Origin of the sequence: Porphyromonas sp. HMSC065F10 (assembly GCF_001808555.1) — a bacterium.
In the GTDB taxonomy this organism is placed as follows: Bacteria; Bacteroidota; Bacteroidia; order Bacteroidales; family Porphyromonadaceae; genus Porphyromonas_A.
Window position 1 is genome coordinate 16283 of sequence record NZ_KV793801.1, and the last position, 22502, is coordinate 38784.

14 protein-coding genes are annotated in these 22502 nt (G+C 57.5%); 13 read left to right on the plus strand and 1 reads right to left on the minus strand.

Annotated elements, in window-relative coordinates; all coding sequences use genetic code 11:
• Positions 1 to 15 precede the first annotated feature (15 nt).
• The 5 genes from HMPREF2890_RS06665 (at position 16) to HMPREF2890_RS06685 (ending at position 7803) form a co-directional block, all read left to right on the plus strand.
• A complete protein-coding gene (locus tag HMPREF2890_RS06665) occupies positions 16 to 1020 on the plus strand; it encodes a porin family protein (protein ID WP_070466871.1) in 1005 nt (334 codons plus the stop codon).
• Positions 1021 to 1069: 49 nt separating this feature from the next.
• Positions 1070 to 3706, plus strand: a complete 2637-nt coding sequence (locus HMPREF2890_RS06670; protein WP_070466874.1) for a transglutaminase domain-containing protein — start codon at positions 1070 to 1072, stop codon at positions 3704 to 3706.
• On the plus strand, positions 3703 to 5619 hold the full coding sequence (locus HMPREF2890_RS06675; RefSeq protein WP_070466876.1) for a fimbrillin family protein: 1917 nt from the start codon (positions 3703 to 3705) through the stop codon (positions 5617 to 5619). The genes HMPREF2890_RS06670 and HMPREF2890_RS06675 overlap by 4 nt, the downstream gene beginning before the upstream one ends.
• Before the next feature lie 50 nt (positions 5620 to 5669).
• A complete protein-coding gene (locus HMPREF2890_RS06680; RefSeq protein WP_070466878.1) occupies positions 5670 to 6554 on the plus strand; it encodes a carbohydrate kinase family protein in 885 nt (294 codons plus the stop codon).
• 94 nt (positions 6555 to 6648) lie between these two features.
• A complete protein-coding gene (locus HMPREF2890_RS06685; protein WP_070466880.1) occupies positions 6649 to 7803 on the plus strand; it encodes a M20 aminoacylase family protein in 1155 nt (384 codons plus the stop codon).
• Between the two features lie 149 nt (positions 7804 to 7952).
• Here the strand turns inward: HMPREF2890_RS06685 and HMPREF2890_RS06690 are convergent, their stop codons facing one another.
• Positions 7953 to 9335 carry an ATP-binding protein gene (locus HMPREF2890_RS06690; RefSeq protein WP_083289858.1) on the minus strand — a complete coding sequence of 461 codons (1383 nt, stop codon included), beginning with the start codon at positions 9333 to 9335 and terminating at the stop codon, positions 7953 to 7955.
• Positions 9336 to 9794: 459 nt separating this feature from the next.
• On the opposite strand from HMPREF2890_RS06690, the gene HMPREF2890_RS06695 reads away from it, so the two are divergent.
• The 8 genes from HMPREF2890_RS06695 (at position 9795) to HMPREF2890_RS06730 (ending at position 22270) form a co-directional block, all read left to right on the plus strand.
• Positions 9795 to 12176, plus strand: coding sequence for a TonB-dependent receptor domain-containing protein (locus tag HMPREF2890_RS06695; protein WP_070466882.1), 2382 nt, complete (start codon positions 9795 to 9797; stop codon positions 12174 to 12176).
• A 508-nt stretch (positions 12177 to 12684) separates the two neighbouring features.
• On the plus strand, positions 12685 to 14583 hold the full coding sequence (gene mnmG / locus HMPREF2890_RS06700) for a tRNA uridine-5-carboxymethylaminomethyl(34) synthesis enzyme MnmG (protein WP_070466961.1): 1899 nt from the start codon (positions 12685 to 12687) through the stop codon (positions 14581 to 14583).
• A gap of 25 nt (positions 14584 to 14608) precedes the next feature.
• A complete protein-coding gene (uvrC, locus tag HMPREF2890_RS06705; RefSeq protein ID WP_070466884.1) occupies positions 14609 to 16435 on the plus strand; it encodes an excinuclease ABC subunit UvrC in 1827 nt (608 codons plus the stop codon).
• 406 nt (positions 16436 to 16841) lie between these two features.
• On the plus strand, positions 16842 to 17291 hold the full coding sequence (dtd, locus tag HMPREF2890_RS06710; RefSeq protein WP_070466886.1) for a D-aminoacyl-tRNA deacylase: 450 nt from the start codon (positions 16842 to 16844) through the stop codon (positions 17289 to 17291).
• The gene (locus tag HMPREF2890_RS06715) at positions 17288 to 17650 is read left to right on the plus strand and encodes a nucleotide pyrophosphohydrolase (RefSeq protein WP_070466888.1); all 363 of its coding nucleotides are present in this window, start codon (positions 17288 to 17290) and stop codon (positions 17648 to 17650) included. Before dtd ends, HMPREF2890_RS06715 begins: the two co-directional genes overlap by 4 nt.
• Positions 17640 to 18539, plus strand: a complete 900-nt coding sequence (deoC, locus tag HMPREF2890_RS06720; RefSeq protein WP_070466890.1) for a deoxyribose-phosphate aldolase — start codon at positions 17640 to 17642, stop codon at positions 18537 to 18539. The genes HMPREF2890_RS06715 and deoC overlap by 11 nt, the downstream gene beginning before the upstream one ends.
• A 418-nt stretch (positions 18540 to 18957) precedes the next feature.
• Entirely contained in the window at positions 18958 to 20247 is a 1290-nt protein-coding gene (locus tag HMPREF2890_RS06725) for a hypothetical protein (RefSeq protein WP_148130711.1), read from the plus strand.
• A 4-nt stretch (positions 20248 to 20251) separates the two neighbouring features.
• Positions 20252 to 22270 carry an Ig-like domain-containing domain gene (locus HMPREF2890_RS06730; RefSeq protein ID WP_070466895.1) on the plus strand — a complete coding sequence of 673 codons (2019 nt, stop codon included), beginning with the start codon at positions 20252 to 20254 and terminating at the stop codon, positions 22268 to 22270.
• The last annotated feature ends 232 nt before the right edge of the window (positions 22271 to 22502 follow it).

Sequence of the window (22502 nt, forward strand, 5' to 3'; positions counted from 1 at the left end):
GCACTTCTTTATCTTATGAAAAAAGTACTACTCTCACTCCTTCTCCTCCTGACGCTGGTGCCGGCCCTGTCGGCACAGGGGCACCACCACTTCGATAAGGGAAAGCGTCTCGAGATCCACGGGTATGGTCAGGTCTACTACGATGCCCTCTTGGGACCGGGAAAAAATTCTTTTGGCGTCAATAAGTCGGAGCTTATGGGGACGATGCGCATCACCGACCGGTGGAGTGCGGCTGTCCTCTTTCAGCTCAATAGTCCCGCGATGCTCAAGGAGCTCCATATGTCCTACCGCTTCGCCCCGGAGCTGAGTCTGAGGGTGGGGCAGATGAAGACGCCCTTCGGGCTGGAGAACCAGGTGGCTCCCTTCCTCAATCCGCTGAGCCTCGGTGGGACTATGCCGACGGTCTACTTCGCCGGTGTGGGGATGGATCCGCTCTACTCGGGCACCTCTGGGCGGGACATTGGTCTCGAGCTGTCGGGTGACCTCTGGGGCAGGGTACTCTCCTACAAGCTGGCGGTGATGAATGGTCAGGGGATGAACACCCTCGACCTTGGCACCTCTAAGATGTATGGCGGTGCGCTCTACCTACGCCCCACCTCCATGCTGACGCTCCACGCCTCTTACCTCGGTGGCGAGCTCCACGCAATGGCGGCGGGCAAGGGGGTTGAGGCGGGTGCGCCCTATATCCGTCACCGCGTCAGCGGCGCCGTACAGCTGACCACCAAACCGGTCTCCCTTACGGCTGAGTATATGTATGGCAAGGATGCCGAGGTCAGTGGCCAGGGCGCCTACCTCACCGCTGTGGCACACATGACCAAGCGGTACGACTTCGTCGCCTCCGTCGACTACCTCAAGACCGGTATGGGTACCGGCAGTCTCCTCACCAGCACGCTCGGTGTGCAGCACTGGCTGAGTAAGCTCTCCCGCTGGCAACTGGAGTACCGCCTCGTCGCTCCGCAAGGCGAGGGGCACGGTCCGATGGATCACCACATCCGGATGCAGTTCCAGTTCGGCTTCTGATGGTTGAGTTTTTCTGGCTAACTTTGGTCTGTAAATAAAACCGTTAGCCATGAATAGACTTACACCCCTTACTCTTCTACTCGCTCTGACCCTCCTCGCCACCTCATGCGGCGGGGGTCGGAGCGAGTCGCTTTTCCCCTCCGACGTGATGAGTCGTGCGGAGAAAGCCCTCGAGGCGAAGATCGACACCCTCGGCATCGTCTCTCCGACCGACTCCCTCCGCTTCCTCGACGTGACCGCCGAGGAGCGGGACGCCATGACCTACCTCTACGCCTACATGAGTCTGCCGGACCTGATGGATCACAGCATTGCCTACCATCTGGATAATGTCTGGGTATCGCTGCGGGCAAGGGAGGAGATGCCGTGGGGGAAAAAGGTCCCCGGGACGCTCTTCCGCGCTTTTGTCCTCCCCAAGCGGGTCAATAACGAGGTGCTGGATGACTTCCGGACCACCTACTACGATGAGTTGTCTGCCCTTGTCGATACCATGACCATGGAGCAGGCGGTGCTGGCGCTCAATCGCTGGGCCCATAAGCACATCACCTACCAGCCCTCCGATGGGCGGACCTCCAGCCCCATAGCCACGCTGCGGAATGCCCTCGGCCGCTGCGGTGAGCAGAGTACCTTCGTCGTCGCAGTGCTCCGTACCGTCGGCATCCCGGCGCGACAGGTCTACACGCCCCGCTGGGCGCATACGGACGACAACCACGCCTGGGTAGAGGCTTGGGTCGATGGTAAGTGGCACTACCTTGGGGCAAGCGAACCCGCCCCGGTGCTGGACAATGCTTGGTTTGACGCCCCGGTGATGCGGGCGATGATGCTCCACACCACCGCCTTCGGTGACTACGATGGCGATGAGGAGGTGCTGAGCAAGAACGATTGCTTCACCGAGCTCAATGTGACGCCCAATTACATCCGCACCGCACCGATGACCGTCCGTGTCCTGGACGGGGCCGGTAAGCCGGTAGAGGGCGCCACCGTCACCTACCGCATCTACAACTATGCCGAGCTCTACCCCCTCGTCACCCGCACGACTGATGACAGAGGGGAAGCGGTGACCAACCTCGGTCTCGGGGATGTGGTGATCTTTGCCTCCAAGGGCAAGGACTTAGTGGCGATGGAGAAGATGACCAATAAGGAGGGCGGCAGCACCCTCGAGCTGACCCTCCGACCACTCGACACCATCCCGGCAGAGCAGCACCTGCGTCTCACTCCGCCGGTGGAGCAGACACCGGAGGTCCGCTACACCGAGGCCCAGGCGGCAGAGAATGCCCGCCTACTCGCCGAGGAGGATGCCGTCCGTGAGGCCTACACCTCCACTTTCCCCACAGCAGATCAGGCCGCCTCGCTGGCGGACGAACTGAGCGCCACCGGCGAGGATCGCACCCTGCTCCTTGACCTCTTCCCCAAGAGCCGCGGCTACCACGCCACGATAGAGAGCTTCCTCCGCCATGCGGCTGAGAGCGGTCGTCTGCATCACGCTCTTCTCCTTCTCTCCTCCCTCACAGAGAAGGACCTCCACGACGTCTCCATCACCGCCCTCGAGCAGGTGCTCGACCGAGATCTCACCGCCGCCGACTGGCAGCAGCCGATGATCTACTGCCCGCGAGTCCTGGACCGTGAGCCGGTCGCGGCGCAGCAGCCGGAGCTGGATCTGATCTGCGAGCAGATCCTCGGCAGTGAGGAGCTCAGCCGAGAGGAGCGGGTCACACGGATCCTCGAGCGGGTGGGACAGCTCTCCTACGACAAGCAGTACAATCCGCTCAACCTCCCTATGACGCCCGCCTCCACCTGGATCCTCCAGCGAGGCAACCAGCGCTCCCTCACCGTCCTGCTGATCCGACTGCTCCGCACGGCTAAGGTGCCGGCGTGGTTTGACTTCGGCAACAGCGTTGTCCGCTACCGCGATGACGAGGGTAGGGAGCGGGTGATCCCATTCTTAAAGGAGGAGAAGGAGTCCACTACCGACTGCCCCCTACAGCTCACCTACGAGCAGGGGACGAATACCGTCCGCACGCCCCACTACACGTCTCACTTCACCGTCGGCTACTTTGACCCTGCCGATGGACAGATGAGCACCTACTACTTCGATGACATGGTCCCCTACACCGACCTGCAGGGCAAGTCGCTCCTCTATCCGGACAATTTCCTCCTCACCGGCAGCAGGCTTGCCGACGGCACCGTCCTCGCCTCCATCCGCAGGATGAGTTGCGAGAAGCCTATGGCGATCGACTTCGACCGGGAGGAGGGCGCTCTGGCAGTGATCGGAAACTTTGACTCAGAGTCGCTCTACGAGGATCTCTCGGGCGAGGAGCGCTCTCTCCTCAGCACCACCGGACGGGGCTACTACCTCCTCGTGCTGGCACGCGATGCCCATGAGCCGTCCGACCACATCCTCCGCGACCTCGGCGCCATCGCTGACCGGTCCGGCAAGCTACCCATCTCGACCGTCGTGCTCACGCGACAGAAGCCCTCTGAGGCGCTCCACGGCCTCCTCCCGGGGGCTGCCTGGGGTGTAGATACCCAGGGGCTGGATAAGGCGCTTGCAGAGGGTCTGGAGCGCTCCCTGCCGCTCGACTACCCAGTGGTGATTGTTGCCGATACCTTCAATCGTGTCGTCTACTTCCACCAGGGCTACACCATCGGCATAGGCGAGCAGATCGCTGATGTCCTCTCACGGTTATGAATAAACTCTCCTACCTCACGCTCCTGACCCTCCTACTACTCCTTCCTGCGTGCCAAAAGCAGGCGGAGCTGATCAAGGAGCCCGAGGGGCGTATCTACCCCGACTTTGTCGCTACGGTGCCCCTCCTCCGTGTCCTCAACGATCGGTGGGAGGCGGGCGATCAGATCGGGATTTTCTCCTCACGAGAGACCGATGTCCCCTACGTCACGGCGCATGGGGACGGCACCTTTGTCCCTCGCGGTGATCGGCGTATCTCCATGGCTCCTGAGGGGGAGACCTTCCACGCCTACTACCCCTACAGCTACGGTGGTGGGGGATCTGTCTCCTTTGACCTGCGAGACCAGTGTCCTCTACTCTATGGGGAGGGAAAGGGAGTCCGGGGGGAGACGCAGGTGGAGCTCTCCTTCTCTCACCGTCTCTCGCAGCTGCGGGTCCGCCTCGTCTCCGAGATCGAGGGGCTTGACCTCTCCGATGCGAGGGTGGAGCTGCAGGGCTACCGCTCCGGTGGACTGATGGAGAAGCGGAGTGGCACCATCGATCCGGGGACCGCTGTCCACCCGCTCCCATCGTCACGGATCGGCAATACCTTCCTCACCTACATCCTACCCGGGGAGACCATCGGTGATCCCACGCACAAGATACAGATCGAGGTGGGGACCAAGTCCATCCTCCTCACGGAGCCCGCCATTAGCGGGGTCACCGAGACGGAGAGTGGCAAGTACTACGAGATCATCCTGCACCTCAAGCGCTCCCCCTCCGAGCCGGCCACCGGCGATCTCTCAGCCTCTATCCGCTCCTTTGTGGAGGGCGGTACGATCGAGGGGGACATCATCATCGACCCCGAGCTCTCCCCTAAGCAGTCCATCCTGCTGGAGGAGCACTTCGACTCCTCCCTCGGAGAGATGACCAACCACACGATCATCGGCAAGGGGATCGGATTTGAGGCTAAGGAGGGGTGCGCCGTCGTCACCGGTCGCCGCATAGGGATGACAAAGATCCTCCTGATGTCCCCCGCCTTTGACTTCACTGACGTCTCAGGGGCGACTCTCTCCTTTGTCCACAGTATCAGCCGGGGAAAGCGTCCGTCCGAGGAGCAGATGCTCTACGTGACGACGGAGGAGATCACGCCCGACTACCCCGAGGAGGCGCGCTGGACGCGGTTGGAGATCCCCAAGTACCCCGCAGCAGGGTCGGAGGACTTTGTGCCCAATTCGATTCCCCTCCCCAACTTTGTCTACGGGCAAAAGCAGGTACGCTTTGCCTTCGTCTACAAGAGCCGAGAGTACCAAGAAGCGCTCTGGCGTATCGATGATGTGGTGCTGAGGGTAGGGGAGAGCGACATCCCGCAGGAGGGACCCGTCACTCCGGGTCCCGGTACTAAGCCGAGTGAGGGGCTTCTCTTCCCCGGGGCTGACTGCGAGAGCGAGCCTGACCTCCGCGCCGCGCTCGGCAAGCAGGGTCTCCGCTCCTATGCGATCCTCTCTCGCGACCACGCTTTTCCCGATCGGGGGCAGGTCCTCTCAGTCGTCAAGCAGCTGAGCGGCAACGACTACCTCCTTTCCTTCAAGGGTGCCATACCCTCCGGGGCGAGGTTGCTCAGTTTTCTGCTCAAGGGCGCCAGCTCCGCCCGCTCCCTCTCGGTCAATGTCTATGGTGATCGGCTTGGCACCAATGGGCAGCAGAGCTACGTCTGCTACAATCTCGGTGACGCGTCATCGCACGATAAGGTGCTTCGGGCTGAGCCGCGAAATCTCTACAAGGGGACCATCGACACGCGAGGGCAGTGGATCACGGTCACGCTGGACCTCACCTCCGTCGATCTCAATACGGATCCCGCGCGGGAGATGCTTGCCATCAAGCTGGGCGGTGCCTCCGATGTCGCTCTGATGCTGGATGACTTCCGCTTCCGGTAGATCCGCTCCGTATAGACTTCGGATCTAACACCCCCATTAGCCAGTTTATTATGAATCAAGAGAAAATGGTCGTCGGGATTGGCGAGGTCCTCTGGGATCTACTCCCCGAGGGAAAGAAGATCGGTGGTGCACCCGCCAACTTTGCTTACCATGTCTCCCGGCTCGGTCTTCCCGGCTGTGTCGTCAGCGCCGTCGGGGAGGACGCTCTGGGCAGTGAGATCCTGGATAACTTCAGTGCCAAAGGGCTCGGCACCCATATCGCCACCGTCCCTTACCCGACCGGTACGGTGCAGGTGGAGATAGATCAGGTCGGCGTGCCTCAGTATGTCATCCGGGAGGGTGTGGCGTGGGACAATATCCCCTTTACGTCCGACCTCAAGGCTCTCGCACAGAGGACCACTGCCGTCTGCTTCGGCTCTCTGGCGCAGAGGAGCAGCGTCTCTCGCGCGACCATCAACCGCTTCATCGAAGAGATGCCCAAGGAGAAGGACACTCTGATCGTCTTTGACGTGAATCTCCGGCAGGGGTTTTTCACCAAGGAGATCCTCGATCAGTCGATGAAGAAGTGCAACGTGCTGAAGATTAATGATGAAGAGCTGATCGTCATCAGCCGCTTGCTCGGCTATCCCGGCACCGACCTCCGGAGCACGTGCCGGGACTTACTCAATCGGTACCACCTCCGGATGCTGATCCTGACCTGCGGGGTCAATGGCAGCTACATCTTTACCCCGGAGAGCATGACCTACCAGGCGACGCCTAAGGTCGAGGTTGCCGATACCGTCGGAGCCGGGGACTCCTTCACTGCCGCCTTTGTGGCGAGTATCATAAGGGGAAAGTCTGTCTCGGAGGCGCACCGGAGGGCTGTCGAGGTCTCCGCCTACGTCTGCACTCAGGCAGGCGCTATGCCGACCCTCCCGGCCAAGTTTACCACCTGATCCCACCCCCGAGGAAGTCCGGTGCTGCTCACCGTTGCTGTGATCTACACCACCGTTTTCGTACACTCCCCCATTTCGTTTTGAGTAAAAGCCCATGAAAGTTAGAAAAGAGATAGAGGCCCTCGCCCCCAAGATGAGGGAGTGGCAAGAGCATCTGCATAAGCATCCCGAGGTGGCTCTCGAGGAGGTCAACTCCGCCAAGTACATTGCCTCTGAGCTTCGAGCCATGGGCTATGAGGTGGAGGAGGGTATCGGTACCACGGGATTAGTGGCTACGCTCAAGGTGGGCAACGGCTCCAAGAACCTCGGTATAAGGGCGGAATTTGACGCACTCCCCATAGAGGAGGTCAATGAGCTCCCCTACCGAAGCGTCATTGAGGGCAAGTCGCACCTCTGTGGGCACGATGGGCATACCGCCATGCTGCTGGGAGCAGCTAAGTACCTGATCGACACCAAGCGCTTCAGTGGCACCCTGACCCTTATCTTTCAGCCCGCCGAGGAGACCATGCAGGGCAGCCCCGGCATGATTGCCGATGGGCTATTCGAGCGGTACCCGGTGGATGCCGTATACGCGATGCACAATATCCCCGGTCTCGAGAAGGGTAAGCTCTACTTCCGTGAGGGAGCCACCATGTCGGCCGTGGACAATTGGGAGATAGAGTTGGTCGGTAAGGGCTCGCATGGCTCTATGCCCGAGCTGAGTATCGACCCCGTGGTGGCAGGGGCTTCGCTCGTGATGGCACTCCAGACCATCGTCTCACGCAACCTCAGCCCCTGGCACAATGCCGTCGTCACCATCGGGGCCTTTATCGCTGGAAATGCGGGAAACGTGATTGCCAATAGTGCCATCCTACGTCTCTCAATACGCAATATGATTGCCGAGGATCGGGAGCTGGTGCTGCGTCGCATCCGTGAGATCACCAAGGCCCAGGCAGAGTGCTATGGCTGTACCTACGAGATCAGAGAGGGTCAGCCCGGGGCTGTACTCGTCAATACCCCCGAGGAGACTGCCTTTGCCACCCAGGTAGCGATAGATACTTATGGTGCAGAGAATGTAGTCAACCCGGCTGCCTCCTTTATGAGTAGTGAGGACTTTGCCTTTATGCTCCAGGAGAAGCCGGGCTCCTACCTGATGATTGGAAATGGGGATACCCCGATGGTGCATCATCCCAAGTATATCCTGGATCAAGAGATCTTCCCCATCGGAGCCAATTACTGGGTTTCGCTCGCTGAGGCCTACCTGAAGTAGCGACCAGTCACATACGCCCTCGGCTCCCCCTCTCCTGAGATAGGCTATGGCGTGATGGGATAGGGGAGGGGTGCCACGCTGCCGTCTGATAGTGTGACGCCCTCGCGGGTCAGAAACCCAATCATAGACGAGTGGCCTTAGGAGGTATCTTATGGAAGCATAGACGCTATGATGTCTTTAGGATAATAACAGGGGACGTCTGCCTTTGTTTCTGTTTTGAGGAACAATATCGTGTGTACCTTTTGCCCCTTCTTTACGAAGGGTAAGCGGCCGGCACGGCTTGTCAATTGCTCATATACGCTCTGTGCCTCGTCACGCTCTCGCCATTTACACTCTGCCACGAGGATGTGCTTCTTGTCTATCGACTCAGCTACAAGGTCAAGCTCCACCTGCTCATAGTCGTTGCTACCATTCTCTTTGGGTATGCCGCCCCACCACCGTGAGGCGATGCCATAGACTACACCATCGATTTCATTACCTGTGACGAAGTCGCGACAAATCTTTTCCCATATCTGACCAACGTATGTACTGAAGTCCTTACGGATGATATCCATTACGAGATCCTGGCGGTCTAGCTCGATAAGATATCTATTGGGATTGATAAATCTGTAGTAAAAGGAGAGGAAGTTGTCACCAAGGCGATACAGTCCTTTTTTGCTGCTCTTTGGGTTGTCCCCAAAGGGGATATCTTTCTCCACATAGCCCAAGTCGGTCAGTATGCTGATGGGCTGGGAGAGGTTAGTAGCAGGCTGCTGCATGCGACCGGCTATTTCCGAAATACGATTTACTCCATTGCCCACCGTAGTAAGCAGGGAGAAAGACGTAGCCGTATCTCTACGCTCATCACGGAGCAACCGAGTTGGTTCGTCGTACAGTGTGCCATAGTTATTGACTAGCAGATGGCGCACCGCCTCTTCCATGCTGTTATAGTCGGCACGAAGTTCCCAGTAGCGAGGCACACCGCCCCAAATAGCATATTCTTCTATGGCTTCTTGGTCAGAGCAGTGCAAGGCTTCTTTTATATAAGGCAAGCGCAGTTGCTTTAGCTTGGGCTGCCACGCACAGCGTTGATATAGAGGAGACTTCTCATTGAGGACCAGTGAGTGCATCATCAGCTGGGAGGAACCACACAGGATCAGATTGTATTTCAGCCTTTTGTTGTCCACTAATCTTTGGATGATGGAGGGCAGTGAGGGATCGCTCTTTACGAGGTAGGAAAACTCATCTAAGCAGACCGATGTGTTATCCCCTGCATATAGATTGACGCAGGTAAGCACTGTCTCCCAGTCGTTGTAGGATACTCGATCAAAGCCGTCAAACGTAAAAGAAACAGTCTTGGCAAAGGAGTCGATCTGTTGCTGAGTCTGTGCTTCTTCGCTCAGATGGTATACATCCTGCTCTGTCAAAACATGCTTGATGAGCTCTGACTTTCCGATGCGCCGCCTACCATAAATCACAATCAGCACAGGCCGGCTAAGGCTTAGCGTGCGCTTGAGCGCTGCTGTTTCTTCTACTCTGTCTATAAATTTCATACCCTCAATAATTATCTTTGTCAAACATTATCTTTTGCAAAGATAATAACTTGATCGGTACCAACACACAAAATCACTAATGAATTTTGCTCTGCGAAAAACTATGTTTGACAAAGATAATGTTTGGCGAACATAATAAGGCCGGTTCGCAGTCTGCTGAACTGGGAGGGAGAGGAGAAAGAGATCGCATTTGCTGTGGAGACCATAATAGAACGGTGTCCAATGCCCGGTGGATAGGCGCTTGATCTAATACCGATATTAGTGATCACTAATATCGGTATTAGGCATCACTAATATCGGTATTAGAGATTTCCCTGAGGCTTTGGTAGGAGTGACCGAAAGCGACGCCTCAGATCGCATTTGATTAACTTCCAGAAGTCTGCAACTGAGTTGCGAGCGATAGTACCTACCTTTGCTAGTGATAAGGGGAGGCGATTCAGTACACAGTAGATAAGTATAATGAAGCGATTATTTTTATTGATCTCCCTGCTGATGATGGTAGGGAGCCTGGAAGTTTCGGCACTAGATCTCCGTGTAGTAGTGTATGACGAAGCCGGGGAGCCCATCCCCTACGCCACCATCAAGGTGAAAAGTATTGACGGCACCAAGGTGCTCACAGGAGGCGTAACCCGTGACGATGGCTCCTTCACTCTACAGATCGAGCAGCATCAGTTGCCCCTCTTACTTGAGGCAAGCTTGATCGGCTTCACCCCCAAGGAGGTGAGGTGCGAAAGCTCCACCGACTACAAGATCATACTACAGGAGAGTGCCTTAGAGCTTGAGGAGCTCTCCGTCACCGCCAATCGTATCCCACACCGGATGGTCGCCGGCGGCATCAGCACCTCCATAGAGGCCTCACCGCTCGCAAATCTATCGGACGTCTATAGTGTGCTCAGAGGCGTGCCACTCGTCGAGATCGAGGGTACCGAAGTGCGGGTAGCCGGCAAGGGGACCCCCATCATCTACATCAACGACCGACTGATGACCGACCCCAATCAGCTGCGCAACCTCAAGCCCTACCTCATCCGCGACATAGAGGTGCTCACCAATCCCGGTGCCAGGTACAGCTCCTCCACCGAGTCGGTGATCAAGATCTACACCAAGCGCGAGCAGGGCACCGGTCTCAGCGGCGAGGTAAAGCTCGATCTAAATAATCAGATAGGTAGCCCCATGGGTTATCAGCCCTACCTTCGGCTCAATTATCGGCTCAATAACTGGGACTTCTTCACCAGTGTTATGTACAAGGACGAGCAGACCAATCACTCCTTCCCCTCCCTGCGCACACACGGCAAAACCGATCAAAGCGAGTGGATCAACCAATCCACCACCAAGCACAAGGAGGGTGTACAGACACAGGAGTATACGGTGGGCATCAATTACGAAGATGAGGTGCAGAGCGCAGGCTTCAGATACCGCATTGCCGCCGATAAGGAGGACTCCTGGATGTTCTCCGACCTCACCAGCAACCACCTCAGGCCCACACCAGAGGCGGTAGAGCGCTACTTTGGCAAGTCACAGACCCTCAAGCCATGGAATGCCTCGCACCGCCCCAACCTCTACTACCTCAGGAGGTTTGGGGACTGGAAGGCACAGATCGACCTCGACTACTTCCAGACCGGTATGAGCCACTCCACCGAGAGAGCTGCTGAGGGGCATACCGAGGCGTACGAACTCTCCGGTGTGGAGAATAGCCATGGGGCGAAGTACCAGTCTGCAGGAGGACGCTTGGACATCTCCGGACCACTCTGGGGCGGACGCCTCGAGATGGGTGGGGAGTACTCTAAGGTCCATAATCGCTTTTACAATCATCTCGATGCCAGCCTCAGTCTCACCGACCTCGATACCGAGCAGCGAGAGCAGCTGCTGGCTCTCTACTTAGAGTATCAGCGCAAGATAGCCTCCGAGTGGAGCGCCACCGCAGGCTTACGCATGGAGCACCTCGAGAATAAGTATATCGATAAGGGGGTATTGGATCCCGATAAGAGCCATACCACCACCAACCTATTCCCCACACTGGCAGTCTCAGGTCGCCTCTGGGGTGTGCGCACCGAGCTCTCCTTCAGGAGCCGGATCAATCGACCAAGCTACGTACAGCTGCAGCCACAGTACCTCTACGTGAGCCGATACGAGTACAAGGTGGGCGACCCCAACCTCAAGGACGCCATCGACTACTCCACGGCTCTCACCCTCAGTAAGAGCTGGCTTACCACCATCCTCAGCCACACCTATAGCCGCGACTGTCTCACCCCGGAGACCGCCCTCTTTACCGACCCCACCACCGGAGTCGTGCGGCCCTATATCACCCTATACAAGACCGTCAACGCCCCTCCACACCATGCTCTCTCGGCGGCGATGGTAGCCAGCCCTACGATCAAGTGGTGGAAGCCCACCTTCACCCTGCGCCTCTCCAAGATGATCGGCTACGACCTCTGGAACTTTGAGGAGCGGATCACCAATCGCAAGCCCACCCTCGCCCTCAGCGTGGCCAACCAACTGACGCTCCCCAGGGATATCAGCATGGTATTCAACGTTGGCTACACCCCATTTGGCAACGAAGACAATATGGAGTTCACCGCCCCCATCCTCACCAGCTACGCCGAGATCTCCAAGCAGTGGCTCAAGGAGAAAAATCTCCTCACCACCCTCTCCATCAGCAACCTCTTCAATACCACCCACTCCGTACGTACCGCCACCAGGTACAGTGTGATGGAGTCCACCGAACACGTGCCACCACGTATTGCCTTCACCATCTCCTACCGCTTCAATAGCTCCAAGGACAAGTACCAAGGCACCGGCGCCCTCGAGTCAGTCATCGACCGAATGACTGCGGGACACAACTAACCGGTGCACCACCGTGAGGGCACCTCACCAGGGGGACAAGCCCGGTCAGGGGTGACGCATACTTATGATGCACCCGATCCCGCAGGGGCAGTGCCCCGTAGGGATCATCGCTTCCTGGCCCGCGTGTCGAGACACGAAGTGCCGAGGCCCACGGGAAAGAAGACCTCAGGAAAGATATACGACTCCGCCAGGGTGTCGCACTGCTTGAATAGGCAACAAGTGCGAAACCCTGGCGGGGTCGCTGGAAAGGGGGATTTCTGCTCGGCGACCCACAAGGAGTCGAAGGGGTAGGGGCGAGCCTCGGCACATCGGTCACCGCTTCGCGGATGTCCGATGCCTATGGAGCGAGCACCCTTCGGGAGCCTCCTGGATGTGCCCCCCTTGGTATATGATTAGAGACTGTTGCACGAAGTGCCATTCTCAATTACCCTAATGCCCTAATACGTCAGCCATGGCGCTGCCGGGACAGGTGTCACGCGACGGCGCAAATCTGCGTATCTTTGTAGGTATGAGACTATCCTATGACATTATCGTGGTCGGTGCCGGCCATGCCGGCTGTGAGGCGGCCCATGCGGCTGCCATGCTCGGCTCGCGTACCCTCCTCATCACCATGGATCTCGACAAGATCGCCCAGATGTCGTGCAACCCCGCCGTGGGGGGCATCGCCAAGGGGCAGATCGTGCGCGAGCTGGATGCCCTCGGCGGTCTGATGGGGATCATCACCGATAGGTCGTCGATGCAATTTCGGATGCTCAATAGGAGCAAGGGACCTGCGATGTGGAGCCCCCGCTCTCAGAGCGATAGGGGCCGCTTCTCGCACCTGTGGCGAACTTATCTCGAGCAGACGCCCAACCTCTCCCTCTGGCAGGATGCTGTCGTGCAGCTGCTCCACGAGGGTGGGGAGGGTGGGGAGGGTGGGGCGGTCACCGGCGTAGTCACCGCCATGGGGCTTAGGATAAGGGCGAGGGCTGTGATCCTCACCAATGGGACCTTCCTCAATGGCCTGATGCACATCGGCAGCGTGCAGATCCCTGGGGGACGCATCGCAGAGCCGGCCTCGCTCCGCCTCTCGGAGCAGATCGCCGGGCTGGGCTTCAGGACCGATCGGATGAAGACCGGTACGCCGATACGGCTGGATGGTCGGACGATACACTTTGACCTCTGCGAGCGTCAGGATGGTGAGGAGGGATGGCACCACTTCTCTTTCCTCCCCGAGGTGTCCCGACTGGAGACGCCCCAGAGGCCCTGCTTCCTGACGGAGACGACGCCTGCGAGCCACGAGGTGCTGCGGCGTCACCTCGATGAGGCGCCGCTCTACAATGGCCAAATACACAGCATAGGACCTCGCTACTGCCCCAGCATAGAGACGAAGATCGTCACCTTTGCCGGGAAGGATCACCACCCGCTCTTCCTCGAGCCGGAGGGTGCCGACACGACGATGTATTACCTCAATGGCTTCAGCAGTTCGCTCCCCATAGAAGTGCAGGAGGAGGCGATCCGGCAGATCCCGGCGCTGCGGGATGCGACGATCATGCGGCCCGGCTATGCGATCGAGTACGACTTCTTCGACCCGACGCAGCTGCATCACACGCTGGAGACGAAGTTGGTCAAGGGGCTCTTCTTTGCCGGTCAGATCAATGGCACGACAGGCTACGAGGAGGCGGCCGGGCAGGGCTTCGTTGCCGGGGTCAATGCTCACTTCGTTGCCCAGTCCCTTACCGATACTTTTACCCTCGCTCGGGACGAGGCCTATATTGGGGTGCTGATCGATGACTTAGTGACGAAGGGGGTGGACGAGCCCTACCGGATGTTTACCAGTCGCTCAGAGTACCGCATCCTCCTGAGGCAGGACAATGCCGACAGACGACTAACGCCCAGGGGGATAGAGCTTGGGACGGTCGACGCGAGTCGTGAGAGGCGACTGGAGGCGAAGCTGGCGCTGATCGATCGCTTTGAGGAGCTGCTGAGGGACACTTCCGTAGCCGACAAGCCCGACCTCGCGGCATACTTCGAGCGGGTAGGGGAGACTCCGCTGAGGCATCCGCAGAGGCTCCGTGAGGTGATCCTTCGCCCCCGTATCACGCTTGATGGACTGGTCCCCTTTGTCCCACAGCTGGCGAATTTCCTCGAGCAGGGGCAGCTGGCGGAGGAGGTGAAGGAGACGATAGAGGTGGAGGTGAAGTATGCCGGCTACATTGCCCGCGAGCATCAGGCAGCCGAGAAGGCTCGCCACTTAGAGGACATCCGCATTGCCGGGCACTTTGACTACCTCTCCATCCAGTCGCTCTCGACCGAGGCGCGGCAGAAGCTCGACCGCATCCGTCCGGAGACCATCGGTCAGGCCTCCCGGATCCCCGGCATCAGCCCCTCGGATATCAATATCCTCCTGATACTCATGGGACGATAGCCCTCTTTGTTTCACGTGGAACCCTATGCTGATAGCCAAGAAAGACATACGCAACAGCCTATCCGTGATCCCCGAGTCGCCCGGAGTCTACATCTACCGCGACAAGGAGGATAAGGTGCTCTACGTCGGTAAGGCAAAAAATCTCCGCAAGCGGGTGGGGCAGTACTTCCAGCGCGAGTCGGACCGACCCAACGCTCGGGCAATGCTGCGCGTCTTTGAGACCGTGGAGTATATCGTGGTCCAGACGGAAACAGATGCGCTCTTGCTTGAGAATAACCTCATCAAAACGCACCAGCCGCCCTACAACATCATGCTCAAGCATGGTAATTTCTACCCCTATATCTACGTCACGAGGGAGCGCTTCCCGCGCTTTGGGACCACACACAAGCCGGAGCAGGGCGGCAGTACGGAGTACTATGGTCCCTATCCCAATAAGTCGATGGCGTATCAGCTGGTCCAGCTCTTCCGCCGGCTCTACAAGTTTCGTACCTGCTCGTATAACCTCTCTCCGGAGAATATTGAGCGGGGGAAATTCCGTGTCTGCCTGAAGTACCACATCGGTCGCTGTAAGGGGCCTTGCGAAGGTCTGCAGACGGAGGAGGACTACGATAGGGACGTACGGGCGGCTAAGGAGATCCTGCGAGGGCATATTACGGAGGTGAAGCGGGATATCAAGGAGGTGATGACAAAGGCATCCGAGGAGCTGGACTTTGAGACAGCCCTGCAGATGCAGAATATGCTCTATACGCTGGAGAACTACCAGGGGAAAAGCACCATCATGAGCAACGTCATCGGTGATGCGCTGGTGGCTACCTATGGCTCTTCGAGACGCTCCTTCTTCGTCAATTACCTGCTGACGAGGGACGGGCGGATCATCTCGGGGCGAACCATGGAGTATCGTCGAGGGATAGAGGAGGAGGATGTGGAGCTCTTTGCCTCCGTCCTGAAGGATCTGCTTGATTCGCTGCCGCTGGAGGGCACTCGCGAGCTCATTCTCCCCCTCATGCCGGAGTACCTCGACCTCTCTGCCTATCGCGTCTCAATCCCTCAGAGGGGCGACCGAAAGCATATCCTGGACCTGAGCCAGCACAATGTGGATCAGTTCATCAAGGATAAGGATCTGCAGGCGGAGAAGCTCAACCCTGCCCAGCACAATATGCAGATCTTGCGAGACCTGCAGAGCTCGGTCGGTCTGCCTACGCTCCCGTGGCACGTGGAGTGCTTAGATAACTCCAATATCCAAGGAGCGGAGCCGGTGGCCGCCTGTGTCGTCTTTAAGGGCGGCGTCCCCTCCAAGAAGGACTACCGACTCTTCCACATCAAGACCGTCGAGGGACCGGATGACTATGCCTCGATGCACGAGGTGGTGGTGCGTCGCTACAGCCGCCTGCGTGACGAGGGGGAGGAGCTCCCCGACCTCATCATCACCGATGGAGGCAAGGGACAGATGGGGGTGGTGCGAAAGGCGCTTGACGAAGTGGGGGTAGAGATACCGATCCTCGGTCTCGCCAAGGACGACCGCCACCGCACCAGTGAGGTGCTCTATGGAGATCCGCCTCAGGTGATCGGCATTATGCAGCGCGGGCAGGTCTTTCACCTCCTTGAGAGGATACAGAATGAGGTCCACCGCTTCGCCATCACCTTCCACCGAAATGTCCATGCTAAGAAGTCGATCTCCTCTGAGCTCGATGCCATTGCAGGTATCGGCCCCGCCACACAGAAGAAGCTGATCCGTACCTTCAAGTCAGTGAAGCGGATACGCGAGTCTGTCTCCCCGGACGAACTGACAGAGGCTATTGGTCCTGCCAAGGCGCGCCTCGTTTGGGACTACTTCCACCCCGACAGCGAGTAGCTGCGCGGTGCCCCCTCATTCTGTCGACCCGCAAGGGGTCGAGTCAAAATACGAATGCTTATACATCAGTCGTCGGCACTTCGAGCCTTGACCGATGCCTATGGAGCGAGCACCCTTCGGGTGCCTCACGGATGAACACCCGTCTGTATGCGATTACCCTAAAGCTTAAGCCCATCACGCCTTGCAGGGGCAGAGGCATAATCAGCGGTGGATAATACCCGAAAATCCCAAAATTGTAAGGTAGAGGTGCGGAGGTGTTTACATAAGTCATTCACCTCCTTTTGGAGCGCGGGACAATCCACCCCGACAGTGGTGCACGCTCTTTAGCGGTGATGATCAAATGCGTCAGCCCTGATTTCTTTTCTGTGCCGACCTCCAATTTGTCCTAAAGTGGTATCTTTGGACTATGAGAGCAGTTATTCAGCGTGTGAGCGAGGCGTCCGTGACGGTCGATGGGTCAGTGATCTCATCGATCGGTCCCGGGATGCTGGTTTTACAGGGAGTGGAGGTTGGCGACACCGCCGAGGACATGGACTATTTGGTCCGCAAGATCATTGCCCTGCGTATCTTTGACGACGAGGATGGGGTGATGAATAAGGACATCCGGTCCATCGGTGGGGAGATCCTGCTGGTCAGCCAGTTTACTCTCCTTGCATCGACGAAGAAGGGCAATAGACCCTCCTACGTCCATGCTGCGAAGGGCCCAGAGGCAGAGCCTTTCTATGACCTTATGGCGCAGGCTCTATCTGCAGAACTCGGGTCAGAGGTGAAGAAAGGGGTCTTTGGGGCCGATATGAAGGTCCGGCTACTCAATGACGGCCCTGTGACCATTTGCATAGACTCGCGAAACCGATGACTGACACACCCAGCCCCACTCTTAGAGAGGTCCAGTCGATAGTCGACCGGTGGATCCGCGACTATGGGGTCCGCTACTTTTCCCCTCTCACCAATATGGCGCAGCTGACTGAGGAGGTGGGAGAGGTGGCGCGTGTAATGGCGCGCACCTATGGGGATCAGAGTGCAAAGTCCACAGACGATCTCTCCAAGGAGCATCTGGCAGACGAACTCGCTGATGTCCTCTGGGTCCTCGCCTGCATTGCCAATCAGACCGATTGCGATCTTACGGAGGCCCTTGAGAGGAATATAGCTAAGAAGACAGCTCGCGACAAATTCAGACATTTATCCAATCCCAAATTATACAACCATGAGTCATAATCACCACGATACCGACTTCTTCCCCTCACAGGACAAGTACAGTGAGGCCTTCGGAAAGTTTACCTTTGACCTCAGTATGGAGGAGGTGACGGCAAAGGTGCAGGAGTGTGTTGACAAGCACTATAAGGAGCTTGATACCAGAGATAATATCAACCTCATCCATAGTATGATCGACCTCACCTCGCTTACCTCTGAGGACAACGAGGATAAGATCTATAAGCTGACGCAGCAGGTCAATAAGCTGGATGATGACCACCCTGACATTACCCCGGTGGCAAGTATCTGCGTCTATCCCAACTTTGCTCAGGTGATCAAGGAGAATCTCACCGTTGAGCAGTGCCATATCACCTGCGTGGCGGGTGGCTTTCCCTCGTCGCAGACCTTCCTTGAGATCAAGGTGGCTGAGATAGCCCTCGCCATCCACGATGGGGCGGAGGAGATCGACATTGTGCTCCCGGTCGGTGCCTTCCTTGCCGGTGACTACGAGACCGTCTGTGACCAGCTGCAGGAGCAGAGACAGGCCGCCAAGGATGTGATCCTAAAGGTGATCCTTGAGACCGGAGCCCTCCAGACGCCTGAGAATATCGTTAAGTCGTCCATCCTCGCCCTCTTCTGCGATGCAGACTTCATCAAGACCTCTACAGGAAAGGGGTACCCCGGTGCCACGCCCGAGGCGATCTACATCATGGCCTCTATCGTCAAGCAGTACTACGATCAATTTGGTCTCAAGAGAGGGATCAAGGCTGCCGGTGGAGTGCGTACGACGGAGGAGGCGCTCAAGTACCTCTGCATCCTCAAGGAGGTGCTTGGTGATGAGTGGCTCACCCCCGAACTCTTCCGCTTTGGCGCCACCTCTCTGGAGGCTGACACGCTCAAGCATCTCCTCTGATCTACAGTCAGAAATCTATAGGTTCGCAAAGCTCCGCTTCGTCAGCTTTGCGAACCTTTTTTATGTCCTCAGACGCTACTTACTAAATACCTGTCGCTTGCGCCGTTAGACCCGTCCGATTAGGTGTCGTACTGCTTGAGTAGAGGACTACCAGCGCAGTGCCCTTGCGTGGTTTTCGGTATGGGTGATTTCTGTTCGGCGACCCGCAAGGGTCGGAAGGGCAGGGGACGGCCTTCTGTACATCGGTCACCACTTCGCAGATGACCGATGCCTATGGGGCGAGCACCCTTCTGCCTCCCGCATGACCCCCCTTTGTATATGATTACCCTAACGCCTAAATGCGTCAGCCCTGTATCTAATGTGAGAAAAGTCGCTTCTAATCGGGGTGGGAACGGGACTTTCTACTATATTTGTGACTATGAAGTTGCTCACGAAAACGGCTTTTGCCTCGTCTATTGAGGTAAACCTCCCTCTGTCGAAGAGTGAGGGCATTCGCTCATTGATCTCCTGTTACCTCCTTCGGCGGGGTAGGGGAGTCAATCAGATGCCCCATAGGGATCTCTTGAGTACAGATGCCCCAGAGGACCTCTACACCATCTATGATGGTCTCCAGGCGCTTCTCTCGGGAAAGTCCGACATCACCCTCACAGCCTCTGCCAGCGTCGCTCGGTTCCTACTGGCTCTTGGTGCAGCCGAACCGCGCAGAACGGTCTTTCATCTTACGGATCCTCAGCTGCTCCGTCGCCCTATGGGTCCGCTCCTCGACTTTCTGCAGAGAAGGGGAGTCACGATTGATCGTACGGACGACCGGTGGATTGTCAACTCACGATGCCAGGTGGTTCCACGTGAAACAGAAGTAGACGCAAGAGCGTGGGAGTCAAGTCAATTTGTCTCGGCAATAATCTATTTTTCGGTAGCTCAAAACTATCCTTTGAGTATCCGGAGACAGCATTCTGATCCCAGTTCAAGGTATATCGCTCTGACGATCGACTGTCTCAGTCAGATCGGTATAGATCTCGCTTGGGATGCGGATCGGATTAAGTTTGAGCCTACACGTGATACAGGTTTGGTAACTCTCAATCCTGATGATCTGACCCTCCCAGTCGATTACTCCTCCGCTGCTTTTTGGCTGGAGTTGCAAACGCTCCATCCGGAGATCCAAATGGTGGTTTTGAAGGAGCTGAATCCTAATTCTCCCCATCCGGATGCCCGAGTGCTTGACTTTTTCATGCCATTTCTGGACGTTGTTACGACTGATCACTCTGTGCGACTGAACCGATGTAATGAACCGACTGAGGTAGAGCTGCCATTAAGTTTTGACTTGTCTCAAAACCCTGACCTCTTCCCTGCTCTCTTTGCCACAGTGATTGGCTTAGGAGTGCCTGCCACTTTTAAGGGACTGTCCTCACTGGCCTACAAGGAGTCGGATCGTCTCGGTGCGTCCCTCTCTATCGCACACTCTCTCGGCTGGTCAGCTGATGCCTTCGTCAGACTATCGCCGGACGGCTTTACCTACACGGGCGTTCCACGTGAAACGATCCCCGATAGTGTGACGCTCAATCACAGAGGGGATCATCGCTTGGCTATGGCCTTTGGAGTCCTTGCTACCGCACTGGAGGGGACACAGGTGATGGTACCGGATGATGTAGCTGTGACGGCACGGAGTTATCCCCACTTTTTTACCGACCTTTGCAGGCAAGCCCGTTGAACTTATGATGAAGAACAGACGTCGATCTCCATGGCTCCACCTCTCTCTCCTGATAGGCGGAACGATTGCCATAATCTACGGATGCGCCAATAGGGTGGCGCCGGATGGCGGCCCCTATGACGACCAGCCCCCGAAGCTCGTCCGGAGTCATCCGGCGGATCGTGAGCTCAATGTCTCGTCCAAGAAGGTGTCTCTCTGGTTTGACGAATTTGTCACCATCAAGGACCCGCTCAAGAAGATCATCGTCTCCCCGCCTCAGCTGCAGCAGCCGGAGATCATCTCTTATGGAAAAAAAGTGGTGGTCAGCCTCAAGGACACCCTCACGCCCAACACCACCTACACGATCGACTTCACCGATGCGATCGTCGACAATAACGAAGGCAATCCGCTGGAGAACTTCTCTTTCGCCTTCAGCACCGGGGACCGCATCGACACCATGGAGATCGCAGGGACGGTCCTTAATGCTCGCACGCACGAGCCTATGCAGGGGCTTCTCGTCGGTCTTCATCCCGACACTGCCCCGAGGAGTGCCTTCCACGACACCACGTTTCTCCGCACCAGTCGCACGTCTGACAAGGCAAAGTTTGTGATCCGCAACGTCCGTGAGGGACGGTATCACGTCTATGCCCTCAAGGAGAGCGATGGAAACTACCGCAATGATATGGTGGGGACCGAGGGTGTTGCCTGGCTCGATAGTGCCGTCCTCACCACCTGCAAGCCCGACATTCGCCCCGACACCCTCTGGGTCGACTCGCTCACCATCGACACCATCAAGCAGGTCCCCTTCACCCACTACTACCCCGATGATCTGGTCCTGCTCTACTACGAGCCGCGCGACCCGAAGCGCTTCCTGAAGAAAAGAGAGCGCCCCGCCCCCTACCAGCTGAGGCTCACCTTCAACGCCCTCCCTGACAGCGCCATCAAGCTCGCTAGGGTCGACTCCCTCGCTCTGCCGACCGACACGATGACGCCCCCTTACGTCATGGATAAGAGCAAGGATGGTGTCGTCAACTTCTTCTTCACCGACACCACCTGGAGCGCCCACAGCACCTTTGCGCTCACCTACCTCTCCGTTGACAGTCTCGGCCTCCCCGCCTACAAGAGCGACACCCTGCGCATCGCCTACAAGGCGCCCAAGATCGATAAAGAGGAGAAGAAGCGGAAGAGCGCCGAGAGCGACTCCACCGCTCATGCTGTCGAGAGTCCCTTCTCCATCAAGATCGAGCATAAGGGCAAGGGCGGCATCTCCGACTCGATACTCTTCGCGTCGACCCTTCCGATAGACACGTCGATGCTCCGCGCCTTCGCCCTCTACGATGCCAAGGACTCGATCCTCCAGCCGCTGCGGATCGATACCATCACATTCTTTGACGGTAGCGTCACCTCCGGACTCATCAGTGCCCGTCTCAGCTACGGCGGGCAGTACGAGCTCCATGTCGACAGCGCTGAGATCGCCGACATCTACGGCCACCGCCTTGATAAAACTGTCGTTGATGCCTTTAAGGTCAAAGAGAAAAGCGACTTCTCCTCCCTCCGCGTCACCATACACGACATGCCGGACTCGATCATAGGCGAACTCCTTACCCCGGATGACAAGCTGGTCTGGACCTCCTACAGCCGAGCAGGGGAGATCTTCTTCCCGGATCTCGACCCGGGGAAGTATGGCCTCCGGATCATCTATGACCGAAACGGCAATCATCGCTGGGACCCGGGGGACTACGATGCCTCCATACAGCCTGAAGCGGTCTACTACGCCCCCAAGGTCTTTGAGCTTATGAAGAATTGGGAGGTGAAGGAGAATTTCTATCCTCTCCTGACACCGCTCCTCACACAGAAGCCTCGGACGATGATCCAGACAAAATTCAATGAAGAGAAGCGCAAGGACCGCAATAAGGAGCGCGAGGAAGAGCTGCGTCGGCGCCGAGAGGGTGGCGGAGACCAGCAGCCCGGTGGCAATCCCTTCGGTGGACAGACACCGGGAGGCGCCCTCGGTGGCATGCGACAAGCCACCCGAGGCTTCTGACCACTGCATCAGTGACATAGCCCACCCCGGTTATGCCCTCCGCAGGACCCCGGTCTGATCTCTGCCTGAGCGTGTCGTGCTCGGCCTATGCAGTGGCATTGTATGGTGCAGGTTTTTCCTCCCCTCCACCTGCGCTGATGATTTCCTCAGTGCCTATTCGGGATCTCTACCGGTCTCCCTTTGTTCAACATAGGCCATCCGAGACCTTTGCATAACACCCCATCTGCGGCGT